21 protein-coding genes are annotated in these 24649 nt (G+C 75.8%); 10 read left to right on the top strand and 11 right to left on the bottom strand.

Annotated elements, in window-relative coordinates; translation table 11 throughout:
• Window positions 1-344 precede the first annotated feature (344 nt).
• The 3 genes from ACIQVD_RS04500 to ACIQVD_RS04490 form a co-directional block, all read right to left on the bottom strand.
• Window positions 345-764: a PIN domain nuclease gene (locus tag ACIQVD_RS04500; RefSeq protein WP_402285989.1), complete on the bottom strand. Its 420-nt coding sequence runs from the start codon at window positions 762-764 to the stop codon at window positions 345-347.
• Window positions 761-961, bottom strand: a complete 201-nt coding sequence (locus ACIQVD_RS04495) for a type II toxin-antitoxin system VapB family antitoxin (protein WP_402285986.1) — start codon at window positions 959-961, stop codon at window positions 761-763. The genes ACIQVD_RS04500 and ACIQVD_RS04495 overlap by 4 nt, the downstream gene beginning before the upstream one ends.
• Before the next feature lie 121 nt (window positions 962-1082).
• Entirely contained in the window at window positions 1083-2546 is a 1464-nt protein-coding gene (locus tag ACIQVD_RS04490) for an NCS2 family permease (RefSeq protein ID WP_400682469.1), read from the bottom strand.
• 217 nt (window positions 2547-2763) lie between these two features.
• Here ACIQVD_RS04490 and ACIQVD_RS04485 point away from each other — a divergent pair, with 217 nt between their 5' ends.
• A complete protein-coding gene (locus ACIQVD_RS04485; RefSeq protein WP_402285983.1) occupies window positions 2764-3099 on the top strand; it encodes a DUF2530 domain-containing protein in 336 nt (111 codons plus the stop codon).
• Window positions 3100-3183: 84 nt separating this feature from the next.
• Window positions 3184-5655: an HAD-IC family P-type ATPase gene (locus ACIQVD_RS04480; protein WP_402285981.1), complete on the top strand. Its 2472-nt coding sequence runs from the start codon at window positions 3184-3186 to the stop codon at window positions 5653-5655.
• Window positions 5656-5711: 56 nt separating this feature from the next.
• Here the strand turns inward: ACIQVD_RS04480 and ACIQVD_RS04475 are convergent, their stop codons facing one another.
• Together ACIQVD_RS04475 and ACIQVD_RS04470 are read right to left on the bottom strand one after the other, a co-directional pair.
• Entirely contained in the window at window positions 5712-8999 is a 3288-nt protein-coding gene (locus ACIQVD_RS04475; RefSeq protein ID WP_402285978.1) for a sacsin N-terminal ATP-binding-like domain-containing protein, read from the bottom strand.
• 283 nt (window positions 9000-9282) lie between these two features.
• Window positions 9283-10158: a DUF3027 domain-containing protein gene (locus ACIQVD_RS04470; RefSeq protein ID WP_400682473.1), complete on the bottom strand. Its 876-nt coding sequence runs from the start codon at window positions 10156-10158 to the stop codon at window positions 9283-9285.
• A gap of 609 nt (window positions 10159-10767) precedes the next feature.
• On the opposite strand from ACIQVD_RS04470, the gene ACIQVD_RS04465 reads away from it, so the two are divergent.
• From ACIQVD_RS04465 to ACIQVD_RS04450, 4 genes are all read left to right on the top strand, one after another.
• Window positions 10768-12111 carry an MFS transporter gene (locus tag ACIQVD_RS04465; RefSeq protein WP_400682707.1) on the top strand — a complete coding sequence of 448 codons (1344 nt, stop codon included), beginning with the start codon at window positions 10768-10770 and terminating at the stop codon, window positions 12109-12111.
• 137 nt (window positions 12112-12248) lie between these two features.
• Window positions 12249-12785 (top strand): DUF2771 family protein, encoded by a 537-nt coding sequence (locus tag ACIQVD_RS04460; RefSeq protein ID WP_111554776.1) that lies wholly within the window; start codon window positions 12249-12251, stop codon window positions 12783-12785.
• Between the two features lie 11 nt (window positions 12786-12796).
• Window positions 12797-13477, top strand: a complete 681-nt coding sequence (locus ACIQVD_RS04455; protein WP_402285974.1) for a futalosine hydrolase — start codon at window positions 12797-12799, stop codon at window positions 13475-13477.
• Between the two features lies 1 nt (window position 13478).
• Window positions 13479-14330, top strand: a complete 852-nt coding sequence (locus ACIQVD_RS04450; protein WP_402285971.1) for a 1,4-dihydroxy-6-naphthoate synthase — start codon at window positions 13479-13481, stop codon at window positions 14328-14330.
• A 7-nt stretch (window positions 14331-14337) separates the two neighbouring features.
• Here the strand turns inward: ACIQVD_RS04450 and ACIQVD_RS04445 are convergent, their stop codons facing one another.
• Both ACIQVD_RS04445 and ACIQVD_RS04440 read right to left on the bottom strand, forming a co-directional pair.
• On the bottom strand, window positions 14338-14721 hold the full coding sequence (locus ACIQVD_RS04445) for a cold-shock protein (RefSeq protein ID WP_100836787.1): 384 nt from the start codon (window positions 14719-14721) through the stop codon (window positions 14338-14340).
• A gap of 325 nt (window positions 14722-15046) precedes the next feature.
• Window positions 15047-16180 carry an alpha/beta hydrolase gene (locus ACIQVD_RS04440; RefSeq protein WP_400682477.1) on the bottom strand — a complete coding sequence of 378 codons (1134 nt, stop codon included), beginning with the start codon at window positions 16178-16180 and terminating at the stop codon, window positions 15047-15049.
• A gap of 174 nt (window positions 16181-16354) precedes the next feature.
• Here ACIQVD_RS04440 and ACIQVD_RS04435 point away from each other — a divergent pair, with 174 nt between their 5' ends.
• A complete protein-coding gene (locus ACIQVD_RS04435; protein WP_400682478.1) occupies window positions 16355-16630 on the top strand; it encodes a hypothetical protein in 276 nt (91 codons plus the stop codon).
• A gap of 37 nt (window positions 16631-16667) precedes the next feature.
• Here the strand turns inward: ACIQVD_RS04435 and ACIQVD_RS04430 are convergent, their stop codons facing one another.
• A complete protein-coding gene (locus ACIQVD_RS04430; protein WP_400682479.1) occupies window positions 16668-17273 on the bottom strand; it encodes an HAD family hydrolase in 606 nt (201 codons plus the stop codon).
• A 229-nt stretch (window positions 17274-17502) separates the two neighbouring features.
• Here ACIQVD_RS04430 and ACIQVD_RS04425 point away from each other — a divergent pair, with 229 nt between their 5' ends.
• Window positions 17503-18528, top strand: coding sequence for an ABC transporter substrate-binding protein (locus tag ACIQVD_RS04425; RefSeq protein ID WP_402285967.1), 1026 nt, complete (start codon window positions 17503-17505; stop codon window positions 18526-18528).
• 97 nt (window positions 18529-18625) lie between these two features.
• On the opposite strand, the gene ACIQVD_RS04420 is transcribed toward ACIQVD_RS04425, so the two are convergent.
• Window positions 18626-19573: a hypothetical protein gene (locus tag ACIQVD_RS04420; RefSeq protein ID WP_402285965.1), complete on the bottom strand. Its 948-nt coding sequence runs from the start codon at window positions 19571-19573 to the stop codon at window positions 18626-18628.
• A gap of 230 nt (window positions 19574-19803) precedes the next feature.
• Here ACIQVD_RS04420 and ACIQVD_RS04415 point away from each other — a divergent pair, with 230 nt between their 5' ends.
• The gene (locus ACIQVD_RS04415; RefSeq protein ID WP_402285963.1) at window positions 19804-22296 is read left to right on the top strand and encodes a helicase-associated domain-containing protein; all 2493 of its coding nucleotides are present in this window, start codon (window positions 19804-19806) and stop codon (window positions 22294-22296) included.
• Between the two features lie 16 nt (window positions 22297-22312).
• Here the strand turns inward: ACIQVD_RS04415 and ACIQVD_RS04410 are convergent, their stop codons facing one another.
• Entirely contained in the window at window positions 22313-22594 is a 282-nt protein-coding gene (locus ACIQVD_RS04410; RefSeq protein ID WP_033250540.1) for a hypothetical protein, read from the bottom strand.
• A 134-nt stretch (window positions 22595-22728) separates the two neighbouring features.
• Between ACIQVD_RS04410 and ACIQVD_RS04405 the strand changes: the two genes are divergently transcribed.
• Window positions 22729-24360 (top strand): DNA repair helicase XPB, encoded by a 1632-nt coding sequence (locus ACIQVD_RS04405; RefSeq protein ID WP_402285960.1) that lies wholly within the window; start codon window positions 22729-22731, stop codon window positions 24358-24360.
• A 60-nt stretch (window positions 24361-24420) separates the two neighbouring features.
• Here ACIQVD_RS04405 and ACIQVD_RS04400 read toward each other — a convergent pair whose 3' ends face one another.
• The gene (locus ACIQVD_RS04400) at window positions 24421-24585 is read right to left on the bottom strand and encodes a hypothetical protein (protein ID WP_158585433.1); all 165 of its coding nucleotides are present in this window, start codon (window positions 24583-24585) and stop codon (window positions 24421-24423) included.
• Window positions 24586-24649: the final 64 nt, after the last annotated feature.

Genomic DNA, 24649 nt, shown 5'->3' with positions numbered 1-24649 from the left:
GCACCGCACGGCGCCCCTGTACCCGACTGTCGCCTTGTCGCCTGCGGGCGGTGGAAAGACGTCTTTCCGGACGTCCCCACCGCGTTCGCAGGACGCTCGGGACGTTCCGCCGGTCCGTTTCGTCTCGTCCCGCACGGGCTCAAGGGGTGAACTGCGCACCACGCTCTTCGCCGGAGGAGGAAGCCGCGTCGTGGCCCACAGCCGTTCGTTCGGCCCTCAGAACCGGACCGGACCGTGAGGTCGCCCAGGTCCTCCCCCGCGGAACTGCTCCGCCCCGCAGGGGGCGGGAGGTGACGGAGCCGATGCCGTTGGTGAGGGGAGGCGTCAGCCGCTCGGGCAGGGACTCAGTCGGCCGTCCCCGCCGGTACGACCCAGCGGGTGGGCTGCCCGGTGAGCGCCGCGATCATGTCGTAGTCGCCGTCGTAGTGCAGGACGGTGACGCCGTGCCGCTCCGCCGTGGCCGCGATGAGCAGGTCCGCCATCGACAGCGCCCGGTGGTTCCCGCGGAACAACGCCTGCTGCTGCACCTGCTTCGCCCGGTCCCACACCTCGTCGGGGCACGGCAGGTAGTCGAAGCCGCGGAGCAGGTGGCGCAGCCGCTCGGCCTCGGCCAGGGTGCGGGCGCTGAACAGCACCTCCATCTCCACCGTCGGGCTGACGGCGAGCAGGGCCCGTTGGGAGAGGTCGTCGAGCACCGGGCGGACGGCTGCCTTGCCCCACCGCGCCAGGGCCGACTTGTCGATCAGGAAGTGCTCCCGGGTCACGCCACCGCCCGGTCACCGGGCTCGCCGAGGAGGTCGAACTCCCCGCTGGCCACGGCGTCCGCGAACTCTATCCGGCGGGCGAGCTTGACCGCTTCGAGCAGGGCGGCGTTCACCGTGGCGACCTTGGTGGAGGTCCCGAAGAGCCGCTGGGCTTCCGCGAGGAGGTCGTCGTCGAGGTCGATGACGGTACGTGTCATGGTCGTCCTTCCGTCGGCCGGCGGATCCCCATGATATCGAGATCACACCTCGCCTGATATCGAACAGCCCGACGGCCCTCCCCCGCGGCGCGGGGGAGGGCCGTCGTGGGGCCGGGCGGCGTCAGAGCAGGCCGAGGGCCGGCATCAGGTAGTAGAAGGCGAAGACGGCGGCGACGCCGTACATCGCGATCGGGACGGTGCGGGCGCGGCCGGCGACGATGCGCAGGAGGCAGAAGGTGATGAAGCCGAAGCCGATGCCGTTGGTGATGGAGTAGGTGAACGGCATCATCACGATGGTGAGGAAGGCCGGCATCGCGATGGTGAAGTCGGACCAGTCGATCTCCTTGATGGAGTTCGCCAGGATCAGGAAGCCGACGGTGACCAGGGCGGGGGTGGCGGCCTGGGCGGGGACCATGGTCGCCAGCGGGGTGAGGAAGAGGGCGAGCAGGAAGAGCGCGCCGGTGACGATCGAGGCGAAGCCGGTGCGGGCGCCCTCGCCGACGCCGGCGGTGGACTCGACGAAGCAGGTGTTGGCGGAGGAGGAGGTCGCGCCGCCCGCGGCGGTGGCGATGCCGTCGACCATCAGGATCTTGTTGATGCCCGGGAGGTCGCCCTTCTCGTCGAGCAGGTGGGCCTCGTCGGCGACGCCGAGGATGGTGCCCATCGCGTCGAAGAAGCAGCTCATCAGCACGGTGAAGACGAACAGGATGCCGGTCAGGACGCTGACGTGCTGGAAGCCGCCGAACAGGCTGAAGTGGCCGACCAGGCCGAAGTCGGGGGTGGCGACCGGGTTGCCGGGCCAGGCGGGGACGGTGAGGCCCCAGGTCTCGGCGGAGAGGTCGGCGAACTGCTGGATGATCACCGCGAGGGCGGTCATCACGGCGATCGAGATCAGGATCGCGCCGGGCACCTTGCGGATGACCAGGGCCATGGTGAGCAGCAGGCCGAGGATGAAGATCAGCACGGGCCAGCCGTGCAGGTGGCCGCCGACGCCGAGCTGGAGCGGGACGGTGGTGTGGGCGGCGTCCGGGATGCGGGAGACGAAGCCGGAGTCGACCAGGCCGACCAGGGTGATGAACAGGCCGATGCCGATCGCGATGGCCTTGCGCAGGCCGAGCGGGACGGCGTTCATGACCCGCTCGCGCAGGCCGGTGGCGACCAGCAGCATGATCGCGAAGCCGGCCAGGACGACCATGCCCATCGCGTCCGGCCAGGTCATCTGGGGGGCGAGCTGGAGCGCCACGATGGTGTTGACGCCCAGGCCGGCGGCGAGGCCGATCGGGACGTTGCCGATGACGCCCATCAGCAGGGTGGTCAGACCGGCGGTGAGCGCGGTCGCGGTGACCAGCTGCCCGCCGGCGAGGTGGGTGCCGTTCATGTCCGTGGCCGAGGCCAGGATGATCGGGTTGAGCACCAGGATGTACGCCATCGTGAAGAAGGTGGCGACACCACCGCGGATCTCGCGGGGCAGGGTGGAGCCCCGCTGCGAGATCTTGAAGAAGCGGTCCAGGGCGCCGGACGGGGGCTGCGGCGGGTTCTGGGAGGGCTCGGGCGACGCGGTGGTCGACTGGGCCTGCGGAGACATGTCGGGGGTCCTCGATCGGGAGAGGCCGGGGGGCCAGGGGGGGGAAGCCAGGGTGGGGGCATTTCAGTATGTCGACGCCGGTCGTGCACGCGCCATCTTCGCGCGTAGAGCAAGGCCATTACGGTCACGCTCGATCACGTTCGGACGACTCCGGGTGGCGGCGGCGGACCGGACCGCCTCTCCCGGAGCGCCGGGCCCGCCCCGTAGGCTAGGGCCCATGCCCAAGACCGCGCTGCGCTCCGCTCCCCCGCCCCTCGAGGGGAACGACGTCGCCATCGTCGGCACCGGCACGGTGCTGTGGTTCGTCGGCTTCGTGGCGCTGGTGCCGTTCCAGGGCCGACTGTCCGACCACGGCCACGGCACCTGGCCGTGGATCTGCCTGTCCGGCGGCCTGCTCGGCCTGATCGGCCTCAAGTACTGCACCGCCCGCCGCGCCGCGATCCGCCGCGCCCGCGCCGCCGAGGCGGCCGAGGCGACCGGGAGCGGCACCGACGGCGACGACGGCAGCGACAACGGCACGGGCGCCGGGAGCGGCACCGGAGCCGCCCGCTGAGGCTCCGGCCCCCGCCACCCGTCCGGCCCGACACCGCCCCGAGGCGGGACGCACCGGACAAATCGCCCACCTAGAGTCGGTGCCATGACGCACTCAGCGGAAGGCACCGCCGCGCACGGCCCCGGTCCGGACCCCGATCCGGCCCCGGGCCGGGCCCCGGATCAGGCCCCCGGCGCGCACCCCACCGGCGCGGGCGGCGCGTACCAGCCCGGGCTGAGCGCGGCCGAGGTCGCCGAGCGGGTCGCCCGCGGCCAGGTGAACGACGTCCCGGTGCGTTCCAGCCGGTCGGTGCGGGAGATCGTCCGGGCCAACGTGTTCACCCGGTTCAACGCGCTCATCGGGGTGATGTTCGGCATCATCCTGGTCGTCGGACCGATCCAGGACGGCCTGTTCGGCCTGGTCATCGTGGCCAACACGGCGATCGGCATCATCCAGGAGACCCGCGCCAAGAAGACCCTGGACAGCCTCGCGCTGATCGGCGAGGCCCGCCCCCAGGTCCGCCGGGACGGCGCCGCCGTGCAGGTCGGCACCGGCGAGGTCGTGCTGGACGACACCGTGCTGCTCGGCATCGGCGACAAGGCCGTGGTGGACGGCACCGTCACCGAGGCGGACGGCCTGGAGATCGACGAGTCGCTGCTGACCGGCGAGCCCGACCCCGTCCTCAAGCACCCCGGCGACCGCGTGATGTCCGGTTCCTTCGTGGTGGCCGGCGCGGGCGCGTTCACCGCCACCAAGGTCGGCCGGGACGCCTACGCCGCCAGGCTCGCCGAGGAGGCCAGCAGGTTCACCCTGGTCAAGTCCGAGCTGCGCACCGGCATCGACCGGATCCTGCGGTTCATCACCTACCTGCTGGTCCCTACCGCGCTCGGCCTGGTGATCAGCCAGCTCGCGGTGGAGCGCAACGACTGGAGGGAGGCCGTCCGCCGGATGGTGGCCGGCATCGTGCCGATGGTGCCCGAGGGCCTGGTGCTGCTCACCTCGGTGGCCTTCGCGATCGGGGTGGTCCGGCTCGGCCGCAAGCAGTGCCTGGTCCAGGAGCTGCCCGCGATCGAGGGGCTGGCCCGGGTCGACACCGTCTGCCTCGACAAGACCGGCACCCTCACCGAGGGCGGCATGGACCTGGTCGACCTCCGCCCGCTGGCCACCCCCCGGCAGGCCCCGCAGGCCGACCCGGCGGTGCTGGCCGAGGCGCTCGGCGCGATCGGCGCCGCCGACACTCGCCCCAACCCCAGCATGCGGGCCGTCATCGAGGCGTACGGGCCGCCGCCGGAGGGCCGCTGGCGGGTGCTGGAGGCGATCCCGTTCTCCTCCGCCCGCAAGTGGAGCGGCGTCCAGCTGCTCGAACCGGGCGGCACCGAGGGCAGCTGGCTGCTCGGCGCCCCGGACGTGCTGCTGCCGGCCGGTTCGGACGCGCTCGCCGAGGTCGACGAGCTGGGCGCGAAGGGGCTGCGCGTCCTGCTGCTGGGCCGCAGCCCGCTGCCGCTGGACGACCCCGACCCGGCCGCCGAGCTGCGGCCGCTCGCCCTGCTGGTGCTCCAGCAGCGGCTGCGCGAGGACGCCGCGGACACCCTGCGCTACTTCCGCTCCCAGGACGTCCGGGCCAAGGTCATCTCCGGCGACAGCGCCGTCTCGGTGGGCGCCGTCGCCGCCCACCTCGGCCTGCCCGGCGCCGAGACCGCGACCGACGCCCGCACCCTGCCCGCCGACCCCGCCGAGCTGGCCGAGGCCGCCGACCGCACCGCCGTCTTCGGCCGGGTCACCCCGCAGCAGAAGCGCGCCCTGGTCGGCGCCCTGCAGTCCAAGGGCCGCACCGTCGCGATGACCGGCGACGGCGTCAACGACGTCCTCGCCCTCAAGGACGCCGACATCGGCGTCGCGATGGGCACCGGCTCGGACGCCACCCGGGCCGTCGCCCAGATCGTCCTGCTCGACGACCGCTTCGCCACCCTGCCCTCGGTGGTCGCCGAGGGCCGCCGGGTGATCGGCAACATCGAGCGGGTCGCCGGGCTGTTCCTGGTCAAGACCGTCTACTCGGTGCTGCTGGCCCTGCTGGTGGTGTTCACCCAGGTCCCGTACCCGTTCCTGCCCCGGCACTCGACGGTGCTGTCCTCGCTGACCATCGGCATCCCGGCGTTCTTCCTGGCCCTGGCCCCCAACAACGAGCGCGCCCGCACCGGCTTCGTCCGCCGGGTCCTGCGGCTGGCCGTCCCCGGCGGGATCGTCTGCGGCGCGGCGACCTTCACCGCCTACGCGCTGGCCCGCGGCGACGACGAGACCACCCTGGAGGCCGACACCTCGGTCGCGACGCTCACCCTCTTCATCGTGGCCGTCTGGGTGCTCGCCATCGTCGCCCGCCCCTACACCTGGTGGCGCCTGCTGCTGATCGGCACCATGTCCGGCGCCTTCGCGCTGGTCCTGGTGGTGCCCTGGCTCGCCGACTTCTTCCAGCTCCACCTGGTCGGCTGGCGCGACCCGCTGACCGGCGTGGCGATCGCCCTGATCGCGGGCGGCCTGCTGGAGATCAGCGCCCGGGTCTTCGCCGAGAAGAGCTCCTAGAAGGCCGGCGCGGAACGGGCCGGGGGCCGGGAAACGGCGGGCCCGGCCCCGGACCGCTACTCGTAGTCGCGGGCCGCCAGCAGCTCGTACGCCCGGTCGGGTTCGGTGAGGGCGGCCAGGACCTCGAAGCGGCGGTGCCACTGGTGGACGGACCAGGCCAGGCCGGCGGCGAGGCCCTCGGGGGTGGCGGCGTGCAGCAGGCCGGGGACCGGCGGGACGTCGAACTCGTCGTCCTCGTCGGCGGCTTCGGCCTCGTCGGGGTCGTAGGGCAGTTCGGGGGCGGTCGCGGCGGTGTCCCAGCGCCAGGCGACGTGGGCCTCCTCGCCGTCGGGGCCGACGACCAGGAGTTCCTCGTGCTCCTCGTAGACGGCGGGGCAGCCGGGCAGCAGTTCGCGGACCACCGCGGGGACGCGGTGCAGGGTGCCCTCGGAGAGGACCCGGCCGCCGGCCACCTCGCTGGCCAGCGAGACGTGCAGGCGCTCGGCCAGGGCCGGGGCGAGCAGCGGGTGGACGGGCAGCACGGCGTGGTCGTGGAGGAGTTCGACCAGGTCGGGGGCGTCGGCGACGACCGCGGTGGCGGCGTCCACGATGACGGTGCGGTCGTCGCGGCGGCCGGTGGCGTCGTCCAGCGGGGCCAGCGCCCGGACCACGTCGAGCGGTTCGACGCGCTCGGCCGGGAGGGCGGCCAGCAGGCTGTAGATGCCGTGCAGTTGGCGGTGGCTGACCTCGGAGAGCGGGTCGGTGAGGCGGTCGATCAGCTCGTCGGGGCCGTGCGGTTCGGCGAGCAGCGCGTTCAGCGTGGTGCGCACGCCGAGCGCGTGCAGGAACTGCGGGTCGAGCGTGGTGCGGGCCTCGTCGTAGAGGCCGCGCAGCAGCGGGTCGGCCCCGGCGGCGCGCAGGCCGGCCGGTTCGCGGCCGTCCAGGACGGGGTGGTCGCGCAGCCACCAGGCGGTGTACGAGGGCAGGTCGGTGTAGCTGCCGTCGGGCAGCAGGGTGCGCACCGGCGCCACCACGGCGTCCCGGTACGGGGGCCGGGCGAGCAGGGCGAGCGCCTCGGGCCAGGCGTCGTCGGCGACCAGGTCGAGGTCGCGGACGGCGAGCAGTTCGGCGGCGACCGGCGGGACGCCCAACTCCCCGGCGTCGTCGGCGTGCAGGGCCTCCAGGGCGTCCTCGCACCACTCGGCGAGGCCGTCGGGGGCCTCGTCGATCAGGCCGGTGGGGCGGCCGCCGGCGGCCCGGTCGGCGGGGGCGGTGGGGTCGAGGCGCTCCAGGTCGTCGGGGTCGAGGACGACGTCCTCGGCGCGCACCAGGGTGAAGGCGGTGAGGGCGCCGGCCGCGGCGAGGACCTCGGGGCCCCAGCGCTCCAGCAGGTCCTCGTCCACGAAGGCGGCCTCGTCCTCGTCCACCAGGTGGGCCAGCGGGCTCTCGGGGAGCAGGAGTTCACCGGCCCGGGCGAGTTCGCCCTCGTCGTCGGGCAGGGCCAGGCGGGCCAGCCAGGGGTGCTCGCCGGGGGCGGGCGCGGCGGCCCTGACCAGGGCGAGGACGGCGTCGGCGAGGTCGACGGCGGCGTCGTAGTCGTCCTCGCCGACCTCCAGCGAGCGGGCGACGGCGGCCCGGACCTCGGGGGTGTCCAGGACGCCGGCCGGGGTGGCGGTGCCGGCGCCGAGCTTGGCGAGCAGCGGGTGGGCGGCGTCGGGGTGGGCCAGCCGCAGGTCGAGCAGGTCGAGCGCCTCGGCGAGCGCGCCGGGGTAGCCCTCGTAGCCGGCCCAGTCGGCGGCGTCGGAGGGCAGCAGGACGCGGCGCGGGCCGGTGACCGTGCGGCCGTCGGCGAGCGGGACGGGCAGCGCGCCCAGCGACTCCGGGTCGGCCCCGGCCAGGGCCGCGTACAGGCCGCGCCACCAGGCGGGTTCGCGCTCCAGGCCGCCGAGCTGGTCGACCACCTCGGCGAGCGGGACGCGGCGCACCCGCAGGGTGCGCAGTTCGGTGCGGCGCTCCAGGCCGGCCGGGAGCAGGCCGGGGAAGATCGGGGCGAGCGCCTCGACCACCTCGTGGTCGGCGCCCTCCAGCAGGACGGCGTCGCGCGGGCGCAGCGCGGGGGTGCCCGCCTCGGTGCCGGGCGGGTGCGGCAGGAAGGGCGTCTCGGGCAGCCGTTCCAGCACGGCGGTGCGCAGCGCGCTGTCCAGGGCGCCCTGGCCGAGCGGGGCGGGGACGAGGTCCAGCGAGCCCGGGTCGGCGCCGCGGGCGCGCAGCAGTTCGGCGTAGGCGTCGGCGGCGCGCTCGGTGAGGAAGTCGGTGAGCGGGCCGGGCGCGACGTGCCGCCGGGTCGGGTCGAGCGGGTAGGAGGCGATCAGCAGCGCGGGCAGGCCGAGCGGTTCGTCGCTGGGGGTGGGCGCGTGCACCACGGCGGCGGTGCGCGGGCGCTGCGGGCGGCCCCGCTCGTCGACCGGGACGGCCCAGGTGAGCGTCCAGTACGGGCGGGCGCGCTCCTCGGTGGTGCGGTCGGCCAGCAGTTCGGGGGCGGCGGTGCCGGCGGCGCTGACGGTCTGCCAGGTGGTGCTGCGCTCCCCGTCGGTGACGGTGACGGCGGGCAGTTGCTCGGGGCGCGGCGGGTGCGCGGTGCGGGTCAGGGTGCGCACGCCCTCCGCGGTGTCGACCACCACCTCGGCGAGGCCGGGCAGGGTCAGCAGCAGGGCGTCGTCGATCCCGGCGAGCAGGCGGCGGGTGAGGTCCTCGGCGGCGGCGTCGCGCAGCGGCAGGACGACCACGGTGTCGTAGCCCGCGGGGGGCTCGCCCTCGGCCGCGAACGGCACCCGGAGCACCGGCAGGTGGCCCTCGCGGCGGGTCAACTCCTCGGTGAGCCGCGGGATCGCGGCGACCAGCGCGCGGGCGTCGGTGAGCGACCAGCGCACCCCGCCGGGGTGGCCGAGCACGGCGGGTTCGTCGCTGACGGCCAGCACGGCGGCGAAGCCGACGCCGAACCGGCCGACCACCTCCCGCTCGTCCCCGCGCTTGGCGGAGGCCCGCAGGGTGGAGAGCGACTCGACCGCGGCGGCGTCCAGCGGGGCGCCGGTGTTGGCGGCGGCCAGCACGCCGTCGCGCAGGGTCAGCCGGAGCCGGCCGGCGACTCCGGCCCGGGCGGCCGCGTCGGCGGCGTTCTGGGCGAGTTCGACGATGAGCCGGTCCCGGTAGCCGCCGAGCGCGAGCTCCTCCTCGGCGTTGGCGTCCTCCCGGAACCGGGCGGGCGCGGCCGTCCAGGCCGCGAGCACGGTGTGCCGCAGCCGGGCCGTGTCGAAGACGTCCGATTCCTCGGGGGACGCCGCGCTGCCGATGATCCGAGACTCCACGTGCCGAGCCGCCCTTCGTGTGGTCCGCGTACGAGTCGGCATTCTGCCAGTCGTCCCCGACGGCGCCGTACGCGACGGACGCGCGGTCAGGACGCGCCCGACGGGGGGCACGGGGGACTGCGGAACTGCGCGGACGGGCACACCCGCACCGCGAGGTCGCGAGGTGACGTCGGGTCACTCCCGTCGCCGCGACCTTGCCGGCGTTCGTCCTCACGCCGCGCGCGGTTCCCCGCGCCCCCGGTTTCGCACGCGCCGTTCGGCACGCGCCGCTCGGCGCGCGGCGTCACGCGTGGCCGAGCTCCTCGGCGGGCGCGTCCGGCTCGACGGAGCCGGAGGTGCGGTCGGGGTGCAGCGGGAGCGGTTCGACGACCGTCTCGTCGAGGATCAGCTCGCTGGGGACGGGCGGGGCCGGCAGGACGGCGGCCTCGGAGTGCGCGCCGCAGCCGTAGGCGAGCGAGACGACCTGGCCGTCGGCCGGGCCGAACTCGTTGCCGCAGACGCCGAACGCCTGGCCGAGCGAGCCGCCGATCGGGACGAGGAAGCCGCAGGTGTCGCAGGAGGCGGGGGCGGACTGCGCCATCGGGGTCTGCGGGCCGTACGCGGTCTCCCAGCGCTCGGCGGCCTGGTGCAGGCCGTGCCGGGACAGCACCCGGGGGCGGACCAGGCCGAGCTCCTCGGCGATCGCGCTGATTTTGGCGCGGGCGGGCGCCGGCTGGATGTCCTCGGCCGGGGCGTCGTCCTCGGCGGCCTCGACGAGCACCGAGTTGGGGGCGGGTTCGTCCTCGCCGGTCCAGCCGGGTTCCAGGCGCAGGTCGTCGGCTCCGGTGGGGAGCAGGTCGCCGGGGCCGAGGTCGCCGGGGCGCAGGCGCTCGCTCCACGGCACCCACTGCGGGGCGAGGACGGCTCCCTCGCCGGGCAGCAGGGCGACCTCGTCGAGGGTGACGTTCTTGGCCCGCGGGGCGCGGGCCACGGTGACCGCCCAGTGCCAGCCCCGGTAGGCCGGGTCGAGGCATTCGAAGGTGTGGGTGACGACGCGCTCGGCGTCCGCGCTCGCCTTCACGTGGGGGCCGACGACGGCCTCCCCGACGCTGTCCACCACTGCCTGGCGGGCGAGGTCGACGGCCTCTGCACAGAGCCGGTCAGGGGTACGGCTTCGCATCGCAGCACTCACGGCGTCGGTTCTCTCCCAGTCCTGTCATCCTGCGGTCCCGCGGCAGCACCCGGTGGGCGGGCCCGCGTCGGCTCCCGCTGCCACGTCTTGGGGGCGACCCCCGCGAGCACGGGGCCGGTCCATTCTGCTAGACCCGGGGCCGGTCCGTGGCCGGGCCGCGCCGCCCAGGTCGGCCGCCCCCCTGTGGGAGGCCGGGCATGCGCGTAGTGCAGGCTACCCGCCGGTCGGTGGTGCAGCACAGTCCGGGCCGTGGGGACGGGCGCGCCGACGCCCGGACAATCACTCGTTAGGTCGGCGATTCTCGGGCAGGATGGGTGTGTGGCGGAGGAGAACCCGCTGCGGCACGGGCCGCGTCCCGAGCAGGCCGAGAGCCGTTCGGGAGCGTCCGCCGTGTCGCGGCAGCATCCCGTGGCCCCCGGTGAGCCGGAGGCCGATGCCCCCTGTCCGACGCCCCGTCAGCCGGGCCCGGACCTCTCGAAGGACTCCGGGCCCGCCGGGTGCACCGGCCGCACCGGCGGCGGGAGCACCCTCGCCGCGGACACCGTCTCCGAGGACACCGGCTCCCCGGACGCCGACCGCCCGGCGGACCAGCCGACGGTGAAGGCCCGCGGCTTCTGGGCCCGCGGCGCGTCCGCGGTGGGCGCCCGCACCGGCCGGGTGGTGAACGGGACGGGCCGGCGGATCCGGCGGGCGACCTCGGCGGAGGGCGCCGGCGAGTCCGGCCTGGCGAAGCTGATCGAACTGCACGCGCTGAACTCGTTCGGCGACATGCTGATCACGGTGTCGCTGGCGTCCACCATCTTCTTCTCGGTGCCGACCGGCGAGGCCCGCGGCCGGGTCGCGCTGTACCTGCTGATCACGATGGCCCCGTTCGCGCTGCTCGCCCCGGTGATCGGCCCGCTGCTGGACCGGCTGCCCAACGGCCGCCGTTCCGCGATGGCGATGTCGATGCTGGCCCGGGCGGCGCTGGCCTGGGTGATGGCGGGGGTGGTGACCGGCGGCGGGCTGGCGCTGTATCCGGAGGCGCTGGGCGTGCTGGTCGCGTCGAAGGCGTACGGGGTGGTGCGCAGCGTGGTGGTGCCGCGGCTGCTGCCCGCCCAGTTGTCGCTGGTGAAGGCGAACTCGCGGGTGACGCTGGCGGGTCTGCTGACCACGCTGGTGGCCGGCGGGGTGGGCGGGCTGCTCCAGCTGCTCGGGCCGGGGTGGCCGCTGCGCGGGGCGTTCGTGGTGTTCGTGATCGGCACCCTGATGGCCTTCCACCTGCCGCACCAGGTGGATTCGGCGCGGGGCGAGCAGCGGGCGCAGCTGCTGGCCGGGCCGCAGGAGGAGCCGCGGCCGAAGGGCGTGCTGCGGGCGGTCGGCCCGTCGGTGGTGATGGCGCTGCGCGGGGTGGCGGCGCTGCGCTGGCTGGTCGGGTTCCTGGTGATGTTCCTGGCGTTCCTGATCCGCAAGGACCCGCCGGGCGGCCTGCCCGGGACGGTGGCGCTGGGGCTGGTCGCGGCGGCGGCCGGGCTGGGCAACGCGCTGGGGTCGGTGCTGGGGTCGTGGCTGCGCACCCGCGGCTCGGAGGTGACGGTGACGGCGGTGCTGGCGCTGGCGACGGCGGCGGCGGGCGCGTCGGCGCTCTGGTACGGCGCGGTGACGGTGACGGTGGTGGCGGCCGTCGCGGGGATGTCGGCCTCGTTGGGCAAGCTGGCGCTGGACGCGCTGATCCAGCGGGACGTGCCGGAGGCCGTGCGGACCTCGGCGTTCGCCCGTTCCGAGACGGCGTTGCAGCTGAGCTGGGTGGCGGGCGGCGCGGTGGGCATCTCGCTGCCGCTGAACCCGGTGCTGGGGCTGACGGTGGCGGCGGCGGTGATGACGCTGATGCTGCTGTGGACGTTCCGCTCGCTGCTGCGGGTCGGGCCGCACCGGTCGGCGGCCCGGCCCCGGGTGGCCTGAGCGGCGGGCCCGGCGGCCCGGGCCCGGGCCCGGCCCCGGCTCCCGGCGGTGCGCGGCGCGCCCGCGCACGGCGTAACCTCGGGCGACTCGGGCACCCCGGCGTCATGTGATCACGGAAGGCGAGTAGCCTCTTGCGCATGAGCCTCAGCACCCGTGCCATCGCCGGTATCGCCGGCGTCGTCGTCGTCGGCGCCGCCTCCCTCGGTACCGGTATCTACTGGGCGAACGACGCCGGCAAGCCCCGTGAGAACGTGGCGACGATGGTCGTCGGCACCTCGACCACCACCGCCGCCCCCTTCTGCTACAACGACGGCAAGCCGCTCGACGAGGACTACCTCACCAAGTGCCTGTCGGACATCAAGCAGGCGCGCAAGGACGACAAGCTGCCGAAGCTGGACGTCCGCGCCAGTGACCGGATCGGCGTCGGGGTGCCCAGGGAGCTGGCCGACAAGGGCTGGTTCGCGCTGACCAACGGCGGCTCCAGCGGCCAGGTGCCGCTGGCCGGCGGCGCCGAGGGTGAGGTCCTCACCGGGGTGACCTACTCGGGTTCGAAGAGCGCCGGCGCCCTGATGTCGAGCAACGACGTCACCTCGGTGACGGTGGTCTCGCAGGACAAGGCGTCCCAGGAGTACTACGCGGTCTGGGCCTTCGACCTGGACAACAAGAGCAGCTGAACCGCCGGTCGATGACCGCTGAGCGCACCGACGAGCAGCCCGGCCCCGCCGCCGGGCTGCTCGTCGTCGTCGCCGTGGAGGCGGAGGCCGAGGCGGTGCGGCGCGGGCTCGGACCGGGCTCGGGGGCCGTGGTGCTGGCGGCCGGGGTCGGCCCGGCGGCCGCGGCGGCGGGCACGGCGGCGGCGCTGGCCCGCGGCCGGTACCGGCTGGTGCTGTCGGCGGGCATCGCGGGCGGGTTCGCGCCCGGGGCGCCGGTCGGGTCGCTGGTGGTGGCGGACGCCGTGCTGGCGGCCGACCTGGGCGCCGAGACGCCGGACGGCTTCGCGGACGTCACCGAGCTGGGCTTCGGCACCGTCCGGCACCCGGTGCCGCCCGCGCTGGTGGCGGCGCTGGCCGGGGCCACCGGCGGGGCGGTCGGCGAGGTGCTGACGGTGTCCACGGTGACCGGCTCGGCCGAGCGGGCCGCCGCGCTGAGGGGGCGCCACCCGCGGGCGCTGGCCGAGGCGATGGAGGGTTTCGGGGTGGCCGAGGCGGCCGCCCGGTTCGGGCTCGCGGCCGGTGAGCTGCGGGCCGTGTCCAATGCCGTCGGGCCGCGCGACCGCGCGGCCTGGCGGATCGGCGAGGCGCTGGCGGCCCTGGAACGGGCCTTCGCGGCGCTGCCGCCGCTGTCCCGTCTGCTCCAGGAGGTCTGAGATGGCCGAGCCGCTCACCGTCGCGTACTCGCCCTGCCCGAACGACACCTTCGTCTTCCACGCCTGGGCGCACGGCCTGGTGCCGGGCGCGGACGCGCCCGAGGTGCGGTTCGCGGACATCGACGTCACCAACGGGTTGGCCGAGCGCGGCGAGCTGGACGTCCTGAAGATCTCCTACGGGCAGCTGCCCTGGGTGCTGGACGAGTACGCGCTGCTGCCGTGCGGCGGGGCGCTGGGCCGGGGCTGCGGGCCGCTGGTGCTGACGGCCGGCCCGCTGGAGGCGGCGGCGCTGGCCGGGCGGCGGGTGGCGGTGCCCAGCGAGCGCTCCACGGCGTACCTGCTGTTCCGGCTGTGGGCGGCCGGGGCGGTGCCGGGCGGGTTCGGCGAGATCGTGGTGCTGCCGTTCCACGAGATCATGCCGGCCGTCCGGGCCGGGGAGGTGGACGCCGGACTGGTGATCCACGAGGCCCGGTTCACGTACCGGGAGTACGGGCTGCACCGCCTGGCCGACATGGGCGAGGCGTGGGAGGCGGCCACCGGGCTGCCGATCCCGCTGGGCGCGATCGTGGCCCGCCGCTCGCTGGGCGCCGAGCGGCTGCGCGAACTGGCCGACACCGTACGGGCGTCGGTGCGCGCGGCCTGGGCGGACCCGGCGGCGTCCCGGGCGTACGTGTTGGCGCACGCCCAGGAGATGGACCCGGCCGTCGCCGAGCAGCACATCGGGCTGTACGTCAACGAGTTCACCGCGGACCTCGGCGAGGAGGGCTACGCGGCGGTGCGCGGCCTGCTGACCCGGGCCGCCGGGCAGGGACTCGTCCCCGCCGTCGACCCGGGCGCGCTGGCCTTCCCCTGAGCCCGGGTCAGACGTCGAACTGGTCGGCGATGGCGCGCAGCACCATGGCGATCTTCTGGCCCTCCGGCTTGCTCGGGTAGCGGCCGCGCTGCAGGCCCGGCAGCACGCTGTCCAGCTTGGTGATCAGGTCCTGGACGATCGGGGCCATGTCGTCGGCGCTCTTGCGCTGGGCGGCGGCCACCGAGGGCAGCGCGTCCAGCAGCGTCACGCTCATCGCCTGGTCGCCGCGGTGGCCCGCGGCGATGCCGAACTCGACCCGCTGGCCCGGCCGCAGCGTGGTGACGCCCGCGGGCAGCGCCTTGGTGTGGACGAAGACCTCGCCGCCGTCGTCGCGCGACAGGAAGCCGTAGCCCTTCGTCTCGTTGAACCACTTGACCTGGCCGGTGGGCATCTCGAACAGTCCTCGGTATCGGGTGCGTGCGGCCCCCGTCGGGCCGCGGGTGGATGTGCGGCGGGCGCCCTGGGCGGGCGGCCGGTTTCGCTCAGTCGAGCAATGATCCCTCAGCGTTCACCGGAACGGCGACGGGATTCCGGACCGGGGCGCGGCCGTGCCCCGCGTCTGCTGCGCCTCCCACTGGCTCACACCCCCGATCGGTACCGGGCGGGCGTTCGTGGACCATCCGTCAGGTCCGCCCGCGCGATGGCTGCATACCCGGGGCCGGCGCGGGTCGAAACTCCTTGCGCGCACGGAGTTGCGCGCTGTGACGCCGGGCCGGTCAGACGGGGTCGGCCAGGTGGTCGGAGAGCCAGCCGAGCGAGGCCGGGAGCATCCGGGACCAGGTGGTGAAGTTGTGGCCGCCGCTGTCCAGGGTGATCGCCGAGACCCTGGTCGCGGTGCCCTTCGCGGCGGCCAGGAACCGCTCGGTCTGGGCGTGGTAGTCGCCGTCGCCCTCCCGGCTGCCGCCGACCAGCAGCGCGGTGGCCGGGGCCGGCAGGTGGGCCAGCCGCCACTCCAGGTCGGCCTGGTCGCGGCGGCCCTGGTCGCCGCCGAACAGGTCCCCGGTGGTCGGGTCCTCGGCGGCCCGGTAGTAGCCGGACAGCGACACCGCGGCGGCGAACACGCCGGGGTGACGCATCGCCAGCTTCAACGCGCAGTACCCGCCGGTGGAGTTGCCGATCACGCCGAGGCTGCCCGGCCCGTCCGCGATCCGGTACGAGGTGCGCAGCGCGGCGGGCACGTCGGCGCTGAAGTACCGGTCGGCCTGCGGGCCGCCCGGCACGTCCTCGCACTCGGTGTCGCGGGGCATCGCCGGGGAGGGCCGCATCAGCACCAGCACGGTCGGCCTGGCCCGGCCCTGCTCGGTGAGCTTCAACTGCACGGACGGGTAGTTGAGCTTGGTGACCAGGTTCTTGGCGTCTCCCGGGAAGCCGGTGATGGCGATCACCGCCGGGAAGCGCCGGTCCCGGTACTCGGGCCGGAAGTACTGCGGCGGCAGGTAGACGTAGCCCTCGGTGGCCAGCCCGGTGCTCGCCCCGGGCAGCCGGACCCGCTCCAGCCGGCCGGCCTGCTCGGGGGCCCGGCCGGTCGCACCGGTGTCGCGGACGTTCTCGGTGGCCAGCCGCTGCACGCCGGGGGTGCGGCCGAGCAGCTGGTTCTGGATGGTCACCGGGCCGTCCTCGGCGGTGCCCAGCAGGTCGTCCCAACTGCTGTAGAACGCGAAGGAGTTGTTCGCCAGCAGGGCCAGCGTGCAGAGCACCGCCAGCTGGGTGCCGACGATGGTGGCGAGCCGCCCCAGCACCGCCCGCCAGCCGCGCCCGGCCAGCCGGGGCCAGAGCCACACCGTGCCGGCCACCGCCAGCGCCGACAGCAGCGCGGACAGCGCCAGCACCTTGTGACTGGTCAGACCCATGTGCCCGCACGCCCCCGCTCGCCCGTTCCGGATGCCGTTTCCCTCAGCATGCCTGAGGGATTCCTGGGAATCCTGAGCGTTCAGTCGGAACGTGTGTCGCCGCGCCCCCGCCGATCGGAGGGGGCGCGCGGTGGGACAATCGGGGGGAGTGGTCCGCGCGAAGGAGTGGTGAGAGTGAGCGACCGTCCTGGTGTCCGTCCCGGCGACCGTCCGGGCGACCCCGGTGACCTGCTGGTCCGGGTCGGCGGCGTCGTGTTCGGCGTCGGCATGCTGGCCACCGTCGCCACCTTCGTGCCGCTCTTCCTCGACCTGACCAGGCTGCCCACGTTCGCGTACTGGCTGTCGATGCTGATGCCGCTGGGCCTGCTGGTGGCCCTGGCCGGCCTGTTCGTCACCGCCCGGGCCAACACCCGGCGGCGGCGCGCCCGGGAGGCCGCCACCGCGGGGTAGCGCCCCCCGGGCCCCGGTCCCCCGGTCCCCCGGCCGCTCAGCCCAGGTGCCCGGCCAGCCAGGCCGGGAACTCGGTGAGGTCGCCCAGCACCGCGTCCGCCCCGGCGGCGGCCAGCTCGGCGGCGCCGTACGGGCCGGTGGCCACGCCGACCGCGACGGCTCCGGCGGCCAGGGCCCCGCGGACGTCCCCCAGGTGGTCCCCGACGTAGACGTCCGCGCCGTGCGCCCGCAGCGCCTCGCCCTTGGTCTCCGCCCACAGGTCGCCGACCAGCGCGTCCACCTCCAGCCCGATGCCGTCCAGGTGCCGCCGGGCGTTCGGCTCCCACTTGCCGGTGATCACCAGCACCCGCCCGCCCGCCGCCCGCACCGCGGCCACCGCGGCCAGCGCCCCCGGCAGCTCGCGCGCCGGCGCGATGGCGTGCTCGACGTACAGCTCCCGGTACCGCGCCACCACCGCGTCCAGCCGCTCCGGCGGGTACCAGTTGGCCAACTCCCGCACCAGCGGCGGACCGAGCCGGCTCACCACCAGGTCGGAGTCGATGACCGTCCCGGTCTCGGCCGCCAGCACGTCGTAGGTGGCCTTGATGCCGGGCCTGGTGTCGAGGAGCGTCATGTCGAGGTCGAAACCGACGGTGAGAGCCATGCGGCCAGCCTAACCAGCACTCCGCGGGCCCCCTCCGCCGCCCGGATGCGCCCGGCTGCGGCGGACGGGCCCCCGCGGGCCGGTGCCGGTCCTCGCGGTGGGCCCGGTGGTGGGGCCGGGGCCACCCGGGCGGGGTAGTGGCGGGGTTTCCGGTCGCAAAAGCCGGGAGGAGAGCCGCATCGCGGACATACTGGCTGGCATCCGACCGTGCCGCCGGAGGAGGTCCCAGGTGCCACCCCCGCTGTCCCGCCGGGCCGCCCTCGCCGGGCTCGGTGCCGCCCTGCTCACCGGTTGCGGCCCGCACGTCCTGCCCACCGCCTCGCCGCTGCCCACCGCCGACGACGACGGGGTCCGCACGGGTCCGCCGACGCCGACACCGGTGCCGCCCAGCCCCGTCCCGCGCCCCGACGTCACCGTGGACGCCGCGGACGGGCCGGTCACCGTGCCCGGCGGGGCGCGCCGGGTGGTCGCCCTGGACACCGCCGAGCTGGACTCCGCGATGACGCTCGGCATCACCCCGGTCGGCGCCGCCAAGGCCCCGCTGGACGCCGGGCCGCCCGGCTACTGGCCCGCCTCCCGGCTCGCCGGGGTCGCCGTGGTCGGCGGCATCGGGGCCGCGCCCGACACCGCCGCGGTCACCGCCCTGCGACCGCAGCTGATCCTCACCAACCTGGCCCGCGACACCGACCACCTCCAGGCGCTGCGGGCGATCGCCCCGACCGTCGCCACCCGGACCACCGGCGCCCCCTGGAAGGAGAACTTCCAGCTGCACGCCACCGCCCTGGACCGCCGCGAGCAGGCCGCCGCCGTGGTCGCCGCGTACGACCGGCACGTCGACCGGGCGAAGGCCGCGCTCTCCGCGGCCGGGGCCGCCGGGCAGCGGATCAGCCTGGTCCGGTTCGTTGAGGGCTCCCCCGCCGTCCGGCTGTACGCCCGGCAGAACTTCCCCGGCAGCGTCCTGGCCGACCTCGGCCTGCCCCGCCCCGGCCCGCAGGACGCCGACCGCTTCGACACCGGGGCCGCCCCCGACCAGCTCGCCCCGGCCGACGGCGACCTGCTGCTGTACGCGGGCTACGGCGACCCCGCCCGCAACGGCCTGGCCACCGCCCTCGCCTCCCCCGCCTGGCGGGCCCTGGGCGCCGTCCGCGCCCACCGCGCCTTCCGGGTCGACGACCAGCTGTGGTTCCAGGGCATCGGCTACACCGGCGCGCACTTCCTGATCGCCGAACTGCTGCACGTCCTCGGCGCGAACTGACCCGGCGGAACGGGCGGGACCGAGAGGCGGGGAGCGGCCCGGGACGCACCCGACCCGCCGTCACCGCCCCGGCCCCGCGCTGCCGTCCGCCCCGGCGCTACCCCTTGCGGCGGCGCAGCGTCACCGCCAGCACGAACAGCGCCGACAGCACCGCCGCGGCCCGCAGCACGGTCGGCGCGGCGGCCCAGGTGGTGGCGCCCGCGTCGCTGCCCGGGGCCAGCGCGCTGCCCCAACGCCCCTTCTCGCGGCCCCAGTTCCACACCGTCAGGCCGGTCACCGTGATCAGCGGGATGCCGAGCACGGCGAACTTCTTCATCAGGTCGGTCCAGCCCTTCGACAGGTACGCCGCCGCCCAGCCGAGCAGCATCACCAGCAGTTGGCCGGTCACCGCCCCGGCCAGCAGCAGCCCCGCGCCGAGCAGCAGCAGCGGCGCGGGCTTGCGGGCGCCCGCCGCCCCGGCGGCCGCACCCGCCGCACCCGCCGCGACCGCGGGGGCGGGCGGGGCCTCGGGCGCGGCCGGGGGCCTGCCGAACAGCGCGCCCAGCAGGAGGCGCCCCAGGCCGGGGCGGGGGCGTCCGGCCTCCGGCGCGGGCGACTCGGGTCCGGGGTCCGCCTCGGGTTCGGGCTCGGGGTCCGGTTCGGGCTCGGGTTCCGCCAGGTCGAAGTACTGCGCGGTCCAGCCGGGCTGCCCGATCCCGAAGTCCGGGGCGTCCGGGTTCTCCGAGTACGCGAAGGCCCGCTCGGCCTCGGACGGCGACGACGACCCGGCCCGGAACGCCCCGCCGGACCCGCCGGACCCGCCCGCCCCGGTCGGCGGCTTCGGCTTGTCCGGTTCGACGGGCGCGGCGGGCGCGGGCGCGGGTGCCGGTGCCCGCGTCGGTTTCGGCGGCGCCTGGGCCGGCACCGCCGGAGGGGTCGGCGGAGCCGGGGGGACGGGCGGCGCGGTCGCCGCCGGCCGGGGCAGGTACACGCTCCCCCCGCCCTCCGGGCCGTCCGTCGAGCCGTCCGCCGATCCGCCCTCGCGCCACCACGAGCCGTCCGCCATCGCCCCGCCACCCGCCCTCACGTCCACGTACCCGCCGCCCACCGAGACGGTACCCACCCCGGACCGCCGGAAGCGAGCCCCGCCCGGCCCCGCCCGCCCCCGGCGCACGGCCCGCCGGACCCCGGACGCCCGGGCCCGGTGCGGCCCGCACCGCTGAGCGGGGACCGGTTCAGCCCGAGTTCCACCGCCGTTCTGGGCCGCGACGGGGGGCGTTGACTAGTCTGGACCGGATGACCGCACCGCAGAGCGCGCCGCGTGGCACCCGCGCCGCCGCACCCCGCACCCTGGCCGAGGAACTCCGCGGCCGGGAGGACGGGGCCGTCGCCGCGCTGCTCCGGGCCCGCCCCGACCTGTTGAACCCGGTGCCGACCGACCTCACCCAGCTGTCCGCGCGGCTCTCCAGCCGGGCGTCCGTGCTGCGCGCCCTGGAGCGGCTCGACCGGTTCACCCTGCAGGTCGCCGAGGCGCTGGCCGCCGCCCCCGAGGGCGCGTCCGAGGCCACCGTGCGGAACCTGCTGGCCGGGCCCGCCCGGGTCAAGCCGCACCCCGGCGCCGCACCCGTCGACCGGGCCGCCGTCACCGCCGCGCTGCCCGCCGCGCTCGCCCGGCTGCGCGAACAGGCCCTGCTGTGGGGCCCGGACTCCGCGTTGCGCCTGGTCCTCGCCGTCCGCGAGGCGCTCGCCCCCAGCGCCCTCAACCCGGGCCGCACCGGCCTCGGCCCGACCTTCGCCGACGCCACCGTCGGCATGTCCCCCGCCCGCCTCCAGCAGCTGCTGGCCGGCACCGGCCTGCCGCCCACCCCCGACCCGGTCACCGCCGTCGCCGCGCTCACCGCCCTGCTCGGCGACCGCAAGCGGCTGGGCGCGCTGCTCGACCAGGCCCCGCCCGCCGCCCTCGGGCTGCTGGAACGGCTGGTCTGGGGCCCGCCCACCGGCACCGTCCCGGACGCCGCCCGGCAGGTCACCGCCGAGGACGCCCGCGGCCCCGTCGAGTGGCTGCTCGCCCGCGGCCTGCTGCTGCCCTCCAGCCCCGGCTCCGTCGTGCTGCCCCGCGAACTCGCCCTGCACCTGCGCGGCGGACGCACCCACCGCGGCGTCGACCCGGCCCCGCCCGCCGTCGCCCCCGTCGTCGAGCGCGATCCGGCCACCGCCGACCGCACCGCCGCCGGGCAGGCCGGCACCGCCGTCCGCGTGGTCGAGGAACTCCTCGAAGCCTGGAGCCTCACCCCGCCGCCCACCCTGCGGGCCGGCGGCCTGGGCGTGCGCGACCTCAAGCGGGCCGCCGCCCTGCTGGAGAGCTCCGAGCCGGACGCCGCGTTCTGGATCGAACTCGCCCACACCGCGGGCCTGTTGGCCCCCGACGGCGAGGCGGACGAGGTCTGGGCGCCGACCCCCGGGTACGACGCCTGGCTCCAGCAGGACACCGCCGAACGCTGGACCGTGCTCGCCCGCGCCTGGCTCGCCGCCACCCGGGTCGGACGCCTCACCGGCACCCCCGACGGCAAGGGCCGCCCGCGCGCCGCCCTCGGCCCCGAACTCGACCGCACCCTCGCCCCGTCGGTGCGCCGCGCCGTCCTGACCCGGCTCGCCGAACTCCCGCCCGGCACCGCCGCCGGCGCCGACGCCCTGCTGCCCGCCCTGCGCTGGCACCGCCCGCTGCGCGGCGGCCCGGTCGGCGCGGACGGCCGCGACCTGCGCGACCAGCTCGCCGAGTGGACCCTGCACGAGGCCGAGCTGCTCGGCGCCACCGGCCGCGGCGCCCTCGCCGCCCACACCCGCGCCCTGCTCGCCGGCACCGACCCGGCGCCCGTCCTCGCCCCGCTGCTGCCCGAACCGCTCGACCACGTCATCCTGCAGCCCGACCTCACCGCGATCGCCCCCGGTCCGCTGCTCACCCCGCTCGCCCAGGCCCTCGCGCTGGCCGCCGACATCGAGTCCAAGGGCGGCGCGACCGTCTACCGCTTCACCCCCGACTCGGTCCGCCGCGCCCTCGACGCCGGGCGCACCGCCGCCGACCTGCGGGCGTTCCTCGCCCAGCACTCCCGCACGCCCGTCCCGCAGCCGCTCGCCTACCTGATCGACGACGTGGCCCGCCGGCACGGCATCCTCCGGGTCGGCGCCGCCTCCTCCTACCTGCGCTGCGACGATCCCCGGCTGCTCGACGAGGTCCTCGCCGACCGGCGCGCCGCCGAACTGCGCCTGCGGCTGCTCGCCCCCACCGTGCTCGCCGCCCAGGCCGGGCCGGAGACCCTGCTCTCCGTCCTGCGCACCATGGGCTACGCGCCCGCCGCGGAGTCCGCCGAGGGCGACGTCGTGATCACCCGCCCCGACAGCCGCCGCACCCCGCCGCGCACCCCGCCCCTGCCCGTCCCGGACGGCCCCGCCCGCCCCCACGACGCCCTGCTCGCCGCCGCCGTCCGCGCCATCCGGGCCGGCGACCGGGCCGCGACCGCCGTCCGCAAGGACGCCGTCGCCGGCCCCGCGGCGAGCGCGGCCGTCCCGCGCACCGCCGCCGCCGACACCCTCGCCGCCCTGCAGACCGCCGTCCTGCTCGGCGAACGCACGTGGATCGGCTACATCAACGCCGAGGGACTCTCCTCCCAGCGCGTCATCGACCCCGTCAAGGTCGAGGGCGGCTTCGTCACCGCCTACGACCACCTCTCCGACGAGGTCCGCACCTTCGCGCTGCACCGGATCACCGGCGTCGCCGAGGTCGAGGAGTAGCCCGCCCCGCGCCCGCCTACTTGCCGGCGGCCTGCTTCGCGTCCTCCTCCGCCTTCTGCTTCTTCGCCTCGTCCACGATCGCGTGCGGGTCCGGCATCTTCGGCTCGACGCCCGTCAGCAGGCCGGTGCCGGTGAAGGCGACGGTGCCGATCAGACCACCGGGCTGGCCGATGTCGGCGACCTGGTCGAGGGCCATGGCCTCGGTGTCCGCGGCGTGGGCGGGTGCCGCCCCGAGGGCGGTGGCGAGGGCCGCGCCGGAGAGCGCCAGGCCGGCCAGGAATCGGTTGGGCTTGATCATGCCCTGCCCAACGAGCGAACCCCTCGCAGGTCACTCCCCCGCCCGGCCCGTCGCCCGGCCCGGGACCGCCCCGCCACCTGCCGCGCCGATGCGGCACACTGGAGGTTTGGCCCGCGCGGAAGGGGATGCACAGCGTGGACGGACCGCTGATCGTGCAGAGCGACAAGACGCTGCTGTTGGAGGTCGACCACTCGCAGGCGGCGGAGTGCCGGCGGGTGATCGCGCCGTTCGCCGAGCTGGAGCGGGCGCCGGAGCACGTGCACACGTACCGGGTGACGCCGCTGGGGCTGTGGAACGCGCGGGCGGCGGGGCACGACGCGGAGCAGGTGGTGGACGCGCTGGTGAAGTACTCGCGCTACCCGGTGCCGCACGCCCTGCTGGTGGACGTCGCGGACACCATGGCGCGCTACGGGCGGCTGCAGTTGCAGAAGCACCCGGTGCACGGGCTGGTGCTGACCACCACCGACCGGCCGGTGCTGGAGGAGGTGCTGCGCTCGAAGAAGATCGCCCCGCTGGTGGGGGCCCGGGTCGACCCGGACACCGTGCTGGTGCACCCCTCGGAGCGCGGGCAGGTCAAGCAGGTGCTGCTGAAGCTGGGCTGGCCGGCCGAGGACCACGCCGGGTACGTGGACGGCGAGGCGCACCCGATCGAGCTGCGGGAGGACGGCTGGCAGCTGCGCCCGTACCAGCGGCACGCGGTGGACGGGTTCTGGCACGGCGGCTCCGGCGTGGTCGTGCTGCCGTGCGGCGCGGGCAAGACGCTGGTGGGCGCGGCGGCGATGGCGGAGGCCAAGTCGACCACGCTGATCCTGGTGACCAACACCGTCTCGGCCCGGCAGTGGAAGCACGAGCTGGTGAAGCGGACCTCGCTGACCGAGGACGAGATCGGCGAGTACAGCGGCACCCGCAAGGAGATCCGCCCGGTCACCATCGCCACCTACCAGGTGATGACGACCAAGCGGAAGGGCGTGTACGCGCACCTGGAGCTGTTCGACGCCCGCAACTGGGGCCTGGTGGTGTACGACGAGGTGCACCTGCTGCCCGCGCCGGTGTTCAAGTTCACCGCCGACCTGCAGGCCCGCCGCCGGCTCGGCCTGACCGCGACGCTGGTGCGCGAGGACGGCCGGGAGGGCGACGTGTTCTCGCTGATCGGCCCCAAGCGGTTCGACGCCCCGTGGAAGGAGATCGAGGCGCAGGGCTACATCGCGCCCGCCGACTGCTGCGAGGTGCGGGTGACGCTGACCGACTCCGAGCGCCTGGCCTACGCGACGGCCGAGCCGGAGGAGAAGTACCGGTTCTGCTCGACCACGGCGACCAAGCGCCGGGTGGTGGAGCGGCTGGTGAAGAAGCACGAGGGCGACCAGACCCTGGTGATCGGCCAGTACATCGACCAGCTGGACGAGCTGGGCGAGGCGCTGGACGCCCCGGTGATCAAGGGCGAGACCTCGAACGCCCAGCGGGAGAAGCTGTTCGAGGCGTTCCGGTCGAAGGAGATCGGCGTGCTGGTGGTCTCGAAGGTCGCGAACTTCTCGATCGACCTGCCGGAGGCCACCGTCGCGATCCAGGTGTCGGGGACGTTCGGCTCCCGCCAGGAGGAGGCCCAGCGGCTGGGCCGGGTGCTGCGCCCGAAGGCGGACGGGCACGCGGCGCACTTCTACTCGGTGGTCGCCCGGGACACCGTCGACCAGGACTTCGCGGCGCACCGCCAGCGCTTCCTGGCCGAGCAGGGCTACGCGTACCGGATCGTCGACGCGGACGACCTGTAGCCGCCGGCCCGCGGCCGGCCTGCCCGTCGGCCTGCAGCTGGCCGACCCGTCGGCCCGCGGTCAGAGCCTGACGCCGTCGCGCCCGAGGAAGAGCACGCGCGCGGCGGTGTCGAGCACGATGCCGACGTTGCGGACGGCGTTGGCCACCGGGTGGCGGCGGCGCTCCGCGGCGGGGTGGGCGCCGTGGACGCCGTTGAGCTGGGGGTTCACTCGTTCGGTCCTCATGTCTCCACGGTAGGTTCACGAACGGGGCCGGCGCATCGGCCCAAAGGCCCGAGCCCGCGGTGGC

It is taken from the genome of Kitasatospora sp. NPDC090308 (genome assembly GCF_044769485.1).
GTDB classification, from domain to species: Bacteria; Actinomycetota; Actinomycetes; order Streptomycetales; family Streptomycetaceae; genus Kitasatospora; species Kitasatospora fiedleri.
Note: the sequence above shows the minus strand (reverse complement) of the source record. Positions and strands in the feature narration are given on the sequence as shown.